General features: G+C 34.5%; 7 protein-coding genes and 2 tRNA genes. 8 read left to right on the forward strand and 1 reads right to left on the reverse strand.

What is annotated here, in order from left to right:
* Positions 1-77: 77 nt before the first annotated feature.
* From ACU1LP_RS04435 to hutI, 5 genes are all read left to right on the forward strand, one after another.
* Positions 78-149: transfer RNA gene (locus ACU1LP_RS04435), tRNA-Gly, on the forward strand.
* Positions 150-175: 26 nt separating this feature from the next.
* A tRNA-Leu gene (locus ACU1LP_RS04440) sits at positions 176-259 on the forward strand.
* Between the two features lie 848 nt (positions 260-1,107).
* Complete coding sequence (gene hutH / locus ACU1LP_RS04445) at positions 1,108-2,598, forward strand: histidine ammonia-lyase (protein WP_445734113.1); 1,491 nt, start codon at positions 1,108-1,110, stop codon at positions 2,596-2,598.
* A gap of 6 nt (positions 2,599-2,604) precedes the next feature.
* Positions 2,605-4,602: a urocanate hydratase gene (locus tag ACU1LP_RS04450; RefSeq protein ID WP_445734114.1), complete on the forward strand. Its 1,998-nt coding sequence runs from the start codon at positions 2,605-2,607 to the stop codon at positions 4,600-4,602.
* Positions 4,602-5,846, forward strand: a complete 1,245-nt coding sequence (gene hutI, locus ACU1LP_RS04455; protein ID WP_445734115.1) for an imidazolonepropionase — start codon at positions 4,602-4,604, stop codon at positions 5,844-5,846. The genes ACU1LP_RS04450 and hutI overlap by 1 nt, the downstream gene beginning before the upstream one ends.
* A gap of 6 nt (positions 5,847-5,852) precedes the next feature.
* On the opposite strand, the gene ACU1LP_RS04460 is transcribed toward hutI, so the two are convergent.
* A complete protein-coding gene (locus ACU1LP_RS04460; protein ID WP_445734116.1) occupies positions 5,853-6,734 on the reverse strand; it encodes a LysR family transcriptional regulator in 882 nt (293 codons plus the stop codon).
* Between the two features lie 427 nt (positions 6,735-7,161).
* Between ACU1LP_RS04460 and ACU1LP_RS04465 the strand changes: the two genes are divergently transcribed.
* From ACU1LP_RS04465 to ACU1LP_RS04475, 3 genes are all read left to right on the forward strand, one after another.
* Positions 7,162-10,317 carry a SusC/RagA family TonB-linked outer membrane protein gene (locus ACU1LP_RS04465; protein ID WP_445735676.1) on the forward strand — a complete coding sequence of 1,052 codons (3,156 nt, stop codon included), beginning with the start codon at positions 7,162-7,164 and terminating at the stop codon, positions 10,315-10,317.
* A 31-nt stretch (positions 10,318-10,348) separates the two neighbouring features.
* Positions 10,349-11,767, forward strand: coding sequence for a RagB/SusD family nutrient uptake outer membrane protein (locus tag ACU1LP_RS04470; RefSeq protein WP_445735677.1), 1,419 nt, complete (start codon positions 10,349-10,351; stop codon positions 11,765-11,767).
* Positions 11,768-11,844: 77 nt separating this feature from the next.
* Complete coding sequence (locus ACU1LP_RS04475; protein ID WP_445735678.1) at positions 11,845-12,582, forward strand: PepSY domain-containing protein; 738 nt, start codon at positions 11,845-11,847, stop codon at positions 12,580-12,582.
* Positions 12,583-12,650: the final 68 nt, after the last annotated feature.

Consider the following 12,650-nt stretch of genomic DNA (forward strand, 5'->3'; position numbering starts at 1 on the left):
ATAAAAAGTCTTTGGTTTTAGTATAAAAATTTTAAATTTGCATCCGCAATAGCAATATTGTACGTTCATAAATAATTGCGAAAGTAGCTCAGGGGTAGAGCATCACCTTGCCAAGGTGAGGGTCGCGGGTTCGAATCCCGTTTTTCGCTCTGAAACTTTCCTAAAACATACCAATGCTGAGGTGGTGGAATTGGTAGACACGTTGGACTTAAAATCCAATGGCCATTAGGCTGTACGGGTTCAAGTCCCGTCCTCAGTACTTTGTAAAACCGTAATATCCTAATTATAAAGATATTACGGTTTTTTTGCTTCTTATCTAGCCAACATTTAGTCAACGAATTTAAAATAAAGTGTTTTTCTTTTTTTTTTACCGTTCGAAAAACGGTTGCTTTTTTACCGTTATAAAAACAGTTTCTTAAATTAATAGAAATTAATTATTTATGGTTTGTACAAATTGAAAAAACTTGACTAATCAAATTTTAATCAATTAAAGGAACAAACCTTTTTACTGTTGACCGTAATACTCTCCAAAAACTATTTGTATTTTTGGGTATGAGCAGAAAGTATAAATTTCATAATAAGCAAGACTTGTATTTTGTAAGTTTTACTACGGTTTATTGGTTGACGGCACTCGTTACGTTTCCGAATTTACCTCCCCTTTTGGGAGGTCGGAATTGCCTTTTCGCAATTCCGGGTGGGGCAAAATATAAAATTTCAGTTTTTGGCCCCAAGGCCAAAATGAAACCGGCGAAATACCTCTATGGCTCTGCCTCGAGGATAGTCGGTTTCAAGAAATTTTTTAATGTAATTTTTCCAACTTCAAATCTTACACCTTTTTGTCCAGTCTCGTATAGTATGTCCAAAATACCCAATGTCAAAAAAATGCGTTAAAAGAATTAGTCCCAAATTTATTAGGTAGTCCAATGAGAATATATTGGGTCCCCAAGAAAATGTTAATGAGCCGTATTTGTTGGGATAAACAAACTGGAAACACAGTTTCTATATTGGCTTCTTTGATAATGTATGGTTATCAATAACCAACATACTTAATATTGTTAAGTATGAGGAATAGGATTACCTTGCTGTGAATAAAATTTTATGTACTATATGTTTAATTATGGAATGGAACAACTTTCGGTTGAGAAAGTTATAGCCTTAGCAAATGGCGATTTAAAAGGAGTTTTAACAAATGATACTATTAAAAAGGTAAACGATTGTAGAAGCAAAGTGGAGACCATGGCCAATGGAAACATAGCTGTTTATGGAATAAATACAGGTTTTGGACCTTTATGTGATGTACAAATTACGCCAGAAGAAACCAGTAAGCTTCAAGAAAACTTATTGATTACTCATGCGGTTGGTGTAGGAAATCCCATAGATAAGCAATTGTCAAAAATCATGATGATTTGCAAAGTGCATGCTTTATGCCAAGGGTTTTCAGGTGTTCGCCTAGAATTGATCGAACGTATTTTATATTTTATTGAGCAGGATTTATTACCAATTGTTCCTGAACAAGGCTCTGTAGGTGCTTCGGGAGATTTAGCACCTTTGTCCCATCTCTTTTTACCATTGTTAGGGGAAGGCGAGTTTTGGGTTGGCAATGATATTGTTCCTGCGAAAGAAGTATTGGCTAATAAAAATTTAAAACCGTTAAAATTGGAAGCTAAAGAAGGCTTAGGTTTGATTAATGGGACACAATTTATTTTAGCACATACTATTGTTGGACTTAAAAAAATGGAATACTTATTGGATCTAGCTGATGTTGCTGGAGCAATGAGTTTAGAGGGCTTTCAAGGAAGTGCCTCACCTTTTAAAGAGGCCTTACATAAAATTCGTCCATTTCAAGGCAATTTAAAAGTTGCCGAACGGCTTCGTATGTTATTGGACGGTTCCCAAAATGTAGAAAATCATTTAGAATGTGATCGCGTTCAAGATCCTTATTCTTTACGCTGTATACCGCAAGTACACGGAGCTTCTAGAAATGCCTACTATCATTTAAATGAATTGGCTGAAATTGAGATGAATTCGGTTACAGACAACCCAATTGTGTTAAGTGAAACAGAAGCTATTTCTGGCGGAAATTTTCACGGACAGCCCTTAGCGATGGCACTGGATTACAATTCTATTGCAGCTTCTGAGTTAGGAAATATATCTGACAGACGGTGTTATTTGTTGTTGGAAGGTAAATATGGATTACCAAGATTATTAACATCCGGTGGTGGATTAAATTCAGGGTTTATGATACCACAATACACAACCGCTGCTTTGGTTGCAGAAAATAAATCATTATGTTTTCCGCCTTCGGCAGATAGTATTCCAACTTCATTAGGACAAGAGGACCATGTGTCCATGGGAAGTATTTCTGGGCGTAAATTCAATCAAATTTTAGAGAATATTGAAAAGATTTTGGCTATTGAATTGATGTATGCTGCGCAAGCAATGGAATTTAGAAGACCAAATAAATTCTCTGATATCATTGAAGAAAATTTCAAAATCATCAGAGAAAAAGTAGTAAAATTAGAAGATGATCGTATATTGAAAGACGACATCTACGCCATGATCAAATTAGTGAAAAATAAATCTTTAATAGTTAAATAGAAAAACATGAACTTTAAAGAACTCATATTACAAGGAATCCCATCTGGACTCCCTGCGAAAAGAGAATATCCTGCAGATGTGAATAGAGCGCCCAAGCGAAAAGATATTTTATCAAAAGAAGAAAAACAATTAGCAATAAGAAATGCATTGCGTTATTTTCCTACTGAATGGCATAAAGAGTTGGCTGTTGAGTTTGCAGAAGAGTTAACAGAATATGGTAGAATTTACATGTACAGATTCAAGCCTGACTACAAAATATATGCAAGAGCAGTTTCAGAATATCCTGCAAAGTCTTCCCAAGCAGCGGCTATTATGCTCATGATCCAAAATAACTTGGACCCTGCAGTAGCCCAACATCCAGAAGAATTAATTACTTATGGAGGTAACGGAGCCGTGTTTCAAAACTGGGCGCAGTATTTGCTTACAATGAAATATTTAGCAACAATGAGCAATACACAAACATTACATCTGTATTCTGGTCACCCCATGGGCTTATTTCCTTCATCTAAAGAGGCTCCTAGAGTAATTGTAACCAACGGAATGATGATTCCTAATTATTCACAACCCGATGATTGGGAGAAATTCAATGCGCTTGGAGTTACACAATATGGGCAAATGACAGCGGGCTCATTTATGTATATTGGCCCTCAGGGTATTGTACACGGTACAACCATAACAATAATGAATGCCTTTCGTAAAATATTGCCTAAAGGAGAATCGCCTTTAGGAAAAATATTCTTAACATCTGGATTAGGGGGGATGAGTGGCGCACAACCTAAAGCAGGAAACATAGCAAAATGTATAACTATTTGTGCAGAAGTAAATTCAAAAGCAGCAATTAAACGCCACAAACAAGGTTGGGTGGATGTTTTGGTAGATAATTTAGAAAATCTTGTAAGTCGAGTTAAACAAGCTCAAGAAAACAGTGAGGTTGTATCCATTGCCTTTATTGGAAATATCATAGATGTTTGGGAGCGCTTTTATGTAGAAAATATATTTATTCATCTAGGGTCTGATCAAACCTCTTTACATATTCCTTGGACAGGAGGCTATTATCCTGTAGATGTTTCTTTTGATGAAGCCAACCGTTTAATTCGAGAAGAACCAGATGTATTTAAGGAAAAAGTACAGAGCAGCTTACGCCGACACGTACATGCTATAAATAAGCATACAGCTAGAGGTACTTATTTTTTCGATTATGGAAACGCCTTTTTATTAGAAGCATCCCGTGCAGGTGCTGTTGTGATGGCCGATAATAATATCGACTTTAAATACCCATCCTATGTTCAGGATATTTTGGGCCCCATGTGTTTTGATTATGGGTTTGGGCCCTTCCGTTGGGTTTGTGCCTCAGGAAAACCAGAAGATTTAGACCATACAGACCAGATTGCAATAGAAGTATTACAGGAAATCATGGACAATTCTCCAGAAGAAATTAAATTACAGATGCAAGACAATATTACTTGGATAAAAGATGCTAAAAAGAATAAAATGGTAGTAGGCTCACAAGCACGGATTTTATATGCTGATGCTGAAGGGCGCGCTAAAATAGCTGATGCTTTTAACCATGCTATTTCGCAAGAAAAAATTGGACATGTTGTTTTGGGTAGAGATCATCATGATGTAAGTGGTACAGATTCACCGTACAGAGAAACATCAAATATTTATGATGGGAGTAAATTTACAGCAGATATGGCTATTCACAATGTAATAGGGGATAGTTTTAGAGGCGCAACTTGGGTTTCCATCCATAATGGCGGTGGTGTTGGTTGGGGTGAAGTAATAAACGGAGGCTTTGGAATGGTATTGGACGGAACAAAAGAAGCTAGTAAGCGTTTAAAAAACATGTTGTTTTATGATGTAAATAATGGGATTGCTAGGCGTAGCTGGGCAAGAAATAGCGAAGCCATATTTGCTATAAAAAGAGAAATGGAGCGCACCCCAAGTTTAAAAGTTACCATTCCCTATTTGGTAGAAAATGAAATACTTAAGACTCTTTTTTAGTGGACTTACTTTTTATAAATATTAAGGAATTACTGCAAGTACGTAAAGATCCAATTACCTTTGTTTCTGGAAAGCAAATGAATGAACTACCTAGTATTAAGAATGCTTATTTGGTAGTTAAGGATGGTTTAATTTATGATTTTGGTACTATGGCTTCTTGCCCAATTTTGCAAACATTCAAAATAATTGATGCTACCGGAAAGATCATGCTCCCATCTTGGTGCGATTCACATACACATTTGGTTTACGCTGGTAATCGTGAAGGTGAGTTTGTAGATAGGATTAAAGGCATGAGTTATGAAAAAATCGCTAATCGCGGTGGTGGAATTTTAAATTCTGCAAAGAAACTTCAAGAAACATCTGAGGCGGAACTTTATCGGCAAAGTAAAATTCGTTTAGAAGAACTCATGAAAATGGGTACAGGTGCCGTGGAAATTAAATCTGGATATGGGCTAACAATACATGCTGAGTTAAAAATGCTTCATGTTATTAAACGGTTAAAAGATACTTATCCTATTGAAATAAAGGCAACTTTTTTAGGAGCACACGCCGTTCCTTTACAATACAAAGGAAATAAACAAGGCTATTTGAAACTGCTTATTGATGAAATAATGCCAAAGATAGCCGAGAACAGACTGGCTGATTATGTTGATGTTTTTTGCGAAACGGGCTATTTTAATGTTGCAGACACTGAATTAATTTTAAAAGCAGCAAAGAGTTATGATTTGAGACCTAAAATCCATGTCAATCAATTTACTGCTATTGGAGGGGTTCAAATAGGAATAGCATATAATGCGCTATCTGTTGATCATTTAGAAGTAATGCGTGATGAGGATATTGAAGCCTTAATGGGAACCAATACTATGCCCGTAGCATTACCAGGTTGTTCGTATTTTTTGAGTATTCCATATACACCTGCCCGCAAAATGATAGATATGGGTTTGCCACTAGCTTTAGCAACCGATTTCAATCCTGGGTCTGCACCTTCAGGAAACATGAATTTTGTAGTTTCTACGGCATGTATTAAAATGAAAATGACTCCTGAGGAAGCAATAAATGCTGCGACAATTAACGGTGCTTATGCCATGGGATTGGAAAATAAAGTGGGTTCAATAACAATTGGTAAATATGCCAATATAATACTCACAAAACCAATTAGTTCCTATGCATTCATCCCTTATTCTTTTGGTATAAATCAAATAGAGAAAGTTTTTTTTAAAGGATTGGAAATTGAACCCATTTAAACTTTTTCATTTAAAATAGTTCAATAAAATTTCTAAAATGGGATTTGTATTGTTATCATCCCATACAATGGATAAAATTGTTCGTTGAGGTATTTTATCCAATTCAATAAACTTCACGTTTTTATAAAATTTAAGTTGTAAAGATTTTGGAACTATAGCAATGCCTAATTTATTTTCAACTAATTTGTAAATGGTGCTTGCATGGATGGTATTATGGGAAATTTGAGGGGTAAACCCACTATCGTCAAAAATTTGCATTACCTTTTTGTAATAAGACGGACTGAATTCTTGGTCAAACAGAATAAAAGATTCATTTTTAAATTGAGAAATGTCTTTAAAATTTGTACTATCTATTGGATAATCTTTTGGAAGAACTAAACAAAACGGTTCTTTTAAAACTTGCTGAATATTTAGATCTCTTGAAACCCTTTCTAACCTTGTGAAGCTTACATCAATATTTTGCAAAAATAAATTTTCTATTTGTTTATTATTGTCCATTTCTTTTAAATTGAATAGAACATTTGGGTGGTCTTTCTTAAACTTCAATAGTAAATCGGGGATAATTTTATGCATGGCAGAGCCTACATAGCCTAGATTTAAAATACCATTCTTTCCTTCATGAAGTAATTTAGCGTGGTTGAAAATATGATCTAAATTTTTTAATTTTCTTGAAAGTTCAGTTTGAAGATACAGTCCGACCTTGGTCAAGTTTACTTTTCTGTTATTTCGTTCAAATAATTTAATTCCCAAATCATCTTCCATTTGTTTTATTTGCCTGCTCAACCCTGGTTGGGAAATGTATAATCGCTCCGCAGCTTTTCTAAAGTGCAATTCTTCAGCTACAGCTAAAAAATATCGAATATGTCTTAATTCTATTTGATTACCCATAAACATCAATAACTTACTTACTTAGTCTTGTTAGGTATTAAAAATAAGAATAAATTTGGACAAATGAAAGTTCATTTTTGATTTCACTCATAATTTTCTTATGGAAAGGAGTTTAATTCAGAGTAAAATTTATGTTAATTAATACAATATATGAAACTTCCATAACGAACTCTCGATACCCAAGTGAATGATTATATGGAAGCACCATGTGACCGTCAAAAAACAATAAATATAAACACATGAAACGAGCATGTTAAAAGTATTATCACCCAACGAAATGATTAATAGCGAACAGCATGTGACAATTAAAAAACAATAAATATAAACACATGAAATGGACAATTAAATAAGAGGATAAACTAAAAATTGTTATAAAAAGAACTACTATACCTTACAGCAATAATAACTAACTATAAAACACAAGCTTATGAATAAAATTAACAACATCAATTCCGTTTTTAAGAAAAAAAGGAATTTTAGAGATTATATATTGATTACGTTTCTTGTAGTGATCAATATAAATTTCAGCTCTGTTTATGCAAATTCAATGTATACAGATACCATAATTAACATTCAAGAAAAAACAATTACAGGAACTGTTACCGACAATTCAGGGATACCTTTACCTGGAGTAAATATTATTGTAAAAGGAACAACTAAAGGAGCACAATCAGATTTTGACGGTAACTACACTATCGATGTTAGTAAGGGTAAGGTTTTGATTTTTTCTTATGTAGGATTCAAATCATTAGAATTTACAGTAGGAGAATCAAACATTCTTAATGTGACAATGGAAGTAGATAACCAATTAGACGAAGTTGTGGTAACTGCTTATGGAACCTCTAAAAAAAGCAGTTTTACAGGATCTGCACAAACTGTTAAAACTGAAGCAATTGTTAGAGAAGCTACTAGTAGTTTTGAGGAGGGATTACAGGGTAATGTTGCTGGAGTCCAGATTGCTACTACCGGACAACCAGGAGGACCATCAAATATTCGGATTAGAGGGGTTGGTTCGGTAAATGGGTCATCTCAACCTTTATACGTAGTTGATGGTGTGGTGATTAACTCGGATGCCACTTTAAGAGCTTGGGGAGGAGAAAGTAATGGAAGTATTCAAGCAGAGAACCCTTTAACCAGTATCAACCCCAACGATATCGCAACTCTTACCGTATTAAAAGATGCAGCGGCAGCTTCCTTATACGGTTCTCGAGCAGCTAACGGTGTAATTATCATCACAACAAAACGAGGGCAAAGTGGAAAAACTAAATTTTCATTTACTTCTCAATTAGGTTTTGCCAATAACTTAAGCATGGAAAACCTAGTTAACGGAGAGCAATATAAAGAATTATGGTTGGAAGGTGATGTGAACAGGCTAATTGTGAATAATGATAATAGCGATTTTAAAGGTGTTTATGCTAATTCAACCCTTTATAACTCTTATGTTGCTGAAGCTACTACAAACTACGAACAGTTATATGGAACTACGGCATATAATAGTGATTGGATTGGAGATATTTCAAGAAATGGTGTAACTCAAAAATACAACCTTACTGCCAGTGGGGGTTCAGATACGTTCAAATTTTTTGTTTCAGGTGAATATTTAGACCAAGAAGGAACATTTGTAGGGTCTGATTTGAAACGTTATTCAGGTAGAATTAATTTGGAAAACAAGGCAAATGACTATGTGAGTTTCGGTGCTAATTTATCGATGGCTTTAAGAAAAAGGGGAGCAACTTATGAGAGGGCATTCTCATTAAACCCTTATTATATGGCACGTATGGTTCCACCAGTAGCCCGTATAAGAAACGATGATGGTTCGTACGCCGATTTGCCAAACCAATTGGACGCAAATTCCAATCCCTCTGCTTTATTGGCATTAGGAGTGTTTACAAATGATGAATTTAGAACCAGAGGAACTTTTTGGGGAAAATTGGATTTTAATGAAAATTTATCATTCAAATCCACATTTGGCATAGAACATTACTCAACAGATGAAGTTAGTTATGACAATAGCCAATTTGGCTCAGGTGCAGGACAATGGAATGGAGCAACGGGGCAATATAAACAAGAAGGATTCAAAATAACAAGTTCCAATATTGTAAATTATGATAAAGTATTTAATGAAAAACACACGGTTAGCGCCTTAGCTGGTTTTGAAATAGAAGACACTAAGGCTAAGTGGATTGGAATAGATGGATATGATGTATTGGATGACAATTTACTAGCGCCAAATGGAGTTAACGGAAATTGGGGTTTTTCAGGTAATGAGACAGGTTATGGTTTAGTTTCTTTTCTTTCACAGGTTAACTATGACTTAGATAAAAAGTATTATTTAAGTGGAAGTTTTCGACGAGATGGTTCTTCAAGGTTTGGAATTAATTCAAGATGGGGTAATTTTTGGGCAATTTCTGGTGCTTGGAGAATAAGTCAAGAGAATTTTATGGAGGGAAAGGACGGTGTTTTTCAAGATATGAAATTAAGAGCGAGTTATGGTACAAATGGGAACTTACCATCTCAACTATATGCACATCTTCCTTTTTTTAGTGGAGGAAATGGCTATGGAGAAGATGCAGGAGTACAACTATCTCAAGTTGCCAACGAAAATTTATCTTGGGAAACAAGTAAAAACTTCAATATAGGATTTGATTTTCAGTTGTTTGATAAGTATGCGATAACTGTGGAGTATTTTAATAAAAAAACCGATAATATATTATTAGACGTACCAATATCTTCTATTAGTGGGTTTAATACTGCGTTAAGAAATTATGGTAGTATGGAGAATAGTGGGCTTGAGTTTTCATTAGGAGCTAATATTATAGAACAAGAAGATTTTACATGGAATACTACTATCAATACGAGTACTTTAAAAAATAAGATTACTCAATTGCCTAGCGATATTATTATTACTTCTAGAAACTATGATGAATACCCTATTATTCGTCGAGAAGGAGAAGATTTTAATTCTTTTTATCTAAGAGATTATAAAGGAGTGAATCCAGAAACCGGTAGTGCCCAATGGTATGTTTTAGATGATAATGGAAATAGAACAGGATCAATTACAGAGAACTATCAAGAAGCTGGTTACGGTATTTTTGGTCAAGCAACACAGGACGTTCAAGGTGGTTTTTCCAATGAAATCACATATAAGAACTGGAGCTTTAATTTTTTATTCACTTATGGAATAGGGGGTAGTGTATATGATTTAACCTCGTATAAAAGAGATGATGATGGGGCGAGACCTCAATATACCGTAACAACAAATCAATTAAATAGATGGACTCCAACAAATAACAATACAAATGTTCCTGTAAGAATAAATGGTGCCACTAACGGATCCAACTCTATATCAACAAGATATTTGTATAGTGCAGATTATTTAAAACTTAAAAACATACGTCTTGGATATAACGTACCTATTACTAGTAAGTATATACAGTCTATAAACTTGTATGCTTTAATAAATAATGTATTTCTATCAACAGAGCTAGACGGTTATGACCCAGAATCTTCGATAAATGGAGTGAATTTTTATCAGATCCCAACAGCTAGAAGTTTTACTTTGGGTTTAAAGCTTGATTTTTAATAATAATTATTAACAAAATAAAAGGAGAAAAATGATGAAAAATATAAAAACAATAGTGTGCTTGTTGGTAATGAGTATATTGCTTAGCTCTTGTGAGAATGTATTGGAAAAATTTCCTGACGATCAAATAAATGAAACAATAGTATTCTCTAATGTAAAAAAGGCAAATGGTGTTTTAATGGGAGTATATAACGAGATTGCTGGAACAAGCTATTTGGGTGCAGGACTTTATTTACGCGCTGACATGAAAGGCACTGATTTTAGAGCCATCAAGCCTAGTTTAAATGAGAGAAATCCTTTAAGGATAGAATATGAATATAGTGAAACTGCCATATTAAATGGAAATGCTTTTAACATGTGGAGTTCTTGCTATAAGGCATTGAATAATCTTAATATTCTCTTAGCAAAAATTGATGAAGTACCTGGAGATGATGGTGAGCGTAACAGAATAAAAGGAGAAGCATTGGCCTTAAGAGCTATGATTCACTTTGATTTGGTAAGAACATTTTCCTATCCATGGATAATAGGTAATGGGTCGTCTCAAGGAATTCCTTTGGTTGTTGAAGTTACCGGGGAAGCAATAATAGAAAGAGGTACTGTTGCAGATGTATATGCGCAAGTAATTACCGATTATAAAGCTGCTGAAGCTTTATTGAGTCCTGTCGAAAATTCAAGATTCATTAATAAAACAGCTGTGCAAGCATTATTGGCAAGAACTTATTTATATCAAGAAGATTGGGCCAATTCGCTCATCTATGCAGAAAAAGTTATCTCAACAATGGGAACTGGTAGCTTAATGAATATATCTAATTTTACAAGAGATCCTTTTAATTCAGAATCTTTATTTGAACTAGATTTAATTCATATAAATAACTCTGTAGGAAGTAGTGCTATAAGCGCCCAATTAACAGACGATAATGGAGGACAAGAAGATATTTTGGCAACACTTTCATTTAAAACCTTATTGACCCAATTTGCTGATGACCCACGAGGCCAATTTTTCCAAGAGGATAGAGAAACTACTGACGCATTAAGCTATGCAAAGTATTTAGATGTTGCCCAAGAGGGGTCTCATAATGTTGTTGTCATTCGTTTATCAGAAGTTTTTCTGATTGCTGCCGAAGCCGCAGCGAGAAGTAACGGGGACGGAGCAAGCTACCTATTTGAACTTACACAACGAAGAAGCGCATCCTATACTTTATCAACGTTAACTGGAGATGCCCTTGTAGATGAAATCGCTATTGAAAGAAGAAAAGAGCTAGCAGTAGAAGGTCATGGTGTATATGATTATATTAGAAGAGGTAAGGACATTACTCGTGTTGCATCAGATCATGAAAATATACCATTAGACAAAATAACGATTAAGTTTGATAATTATCAAACTATTTACCCCATTCCAATTGAAGAAATTAACGCATCAGGGATGGTACAAACACAAGGAGGATACTAATTTAACCAAAGTTCCATAGCGCTACTTTATTGGAAGTAGTGCTATGTTCTTTTATTTACAAAAAAACAAAAACAATTATGGTAAATAGACATACAGCATCAAAAATAAGAAAGGTCCATCGCTATTTGGGCCTGTTTTTGGGCATACAATTCCTTATGTGGACAATAAGTGGTTTATATTTTAGTTGGACTGATATTGATGAAATCCATGGCGACCAATTTATGAAGGAATCGATGTTAAAAACATCATTTGGTAATTTGATTGGCCCAACCGAATTACAATCAAACGAAGCTATTACTTCATTGGAATTGTTAAATATTGCGGACAAGCCCTATTATTGGTTGAACGAAAGTAAACTCTTTGATGCTAAAACAGGTAATCCAAAAAATGGAATTACTAAGGATGAAGCATTATATATTGCTAAAAAAAGAATGAGGGATGATTTAAAAGTGGCATCAATTGACGTATTGACTGAGACCGATAACCATCATGAATTTCGCCAAAGAAAGGATATAGGGAAATTGCCAGCGTATGTAGTTTCTTATTCAAATGATGAAGCGCTAAAAGCATATATATCTATTAATGATGGCAAATTTCAAACTGTAAGACATCGCAACTGGCGTATTTTTGATTTTTTATGGATGACACATACAATGGATTATGAAGGAAGAGATAACTTTAACAATACCCTTTTAAGGATATTTTCTGTTTTAGGGTTAATAACGGTTTTGAGTGGTTTTTTACTGTGGTACATCTCATCTCCTTCCGTTAGAAAGCTATTGAACCCATTTAATAAAAAGGCAAAGAAGAAATAAAGTATTGAGATCATTTTAATGGTTTCCCATGAATAATAAGAAGTTTATTTATTAAGAGTCAGTGTTGT

Source organism: Mariniflexile sp. (assembly GCF_052728615.1).

Coding starts and splice junctions, on each gene's coding strand:
- hutH (WP_445734113.1), top strand. CDS start 1,108: ATGTTTAATTATGGAATGGAACAACTTTCGGTTGAGAAAGTTATAGCC.
- ACU1LP_RS04450 (WP_445734114.1), top strand. CDS start 2,605: ATGAACTTTAAAGAACTCATATTACAAGGAATCCCATCTGGACTCCCT.
- ACU1LP_RS04460 (WP_445734116.1), bottom strand. CDS start 6,734: ATGGGTAATCAAATAGAATTAAGACATATTCGATATTTTTTAGCTGTA.
- ACU1LP_RS04465 (WP_445735676.1), top strand. CDS start 7,162: ATGAATAAAATTAACAACATCAATTCCGTTTTTAAGAAAAAAAGGAAT.
- ACU1LP_RS04470 (WP_445735677.1), top strand. CDS start 10,349: ATGATGAAAAATATAAAAACAATAGTGTGCTTGTTGGTAATGAGTATA.
- ACU1LP_RS04475 (WP_445735678.1), top strand. CDS start 11,845: ATGGTAAATAGACATACAGCATCAAAAATAAGAAAGGTCCATCGCTAT.